The following is a 465-nucleotide window of genomic DNA, read 5'->3' as shown; positions in this document are numbered from 1 at the left end:
ACCCGGTGCTCATGACGAAATGCCGCCATCGGCCCCTTGAGCATTTCGTCGATGAAATGGCTGTCGCTGACCTCGCGGATCGTCACGGTCCACGTCGCCGGAATACAGCCGAACATCCAATGACAAAAACTGAATTCGCGGCCTGCTGCGATACGCAAGTCGTTCACGTCGATGTTGCCTAGTGGCGTCACCCGTTCCGGGAAGATTTTCGGGAAGTTGCTGCCTTCAAGGCAAAAATCGAGAACCTGTGCGGGTGTTTGCCCTCTGATCAGCGTGGAGAGTTCCAGAACAGGCATTGACAGTGTCCTTCCTTGAGCACGAATACCGGCAGATTAGCACTCGACATTTACCGTATTACAGCGCTTTTCACATGCAAGCCTGTGAATAGGCTTATTATTTTGACGCACGGAATTTAGGTAACTGTATGCAAAAAGTGACCAGGCAATGACCCGCAATGACGTGCAC

At 52.0% G+C, this 465-nt stretch carries 1 protein-coding gene; it reads right to left on the bottom strand.

Going from position 1 to position 465, the window contains the following annotated elements; genetic code table 11:
* The coding region (locus tag AC1DH9_RS30920; protein WP_477809558.1) for a polyketide cyclase at positions 1-296 on the bottom strand (296 nt) is incomplete at its 3' end.
* Positions 297-465: the final 169 nt, after the last annotated feature.

It is taken from the genome of Pseudomonas sp. 05T35 (genome assembly GCF_056396605.1).
The sequence above is the reverse complement of the archived record's forward strand: the minus strand, read 5'-3'. Positions and strand labels throughout refer to the sequence as shown.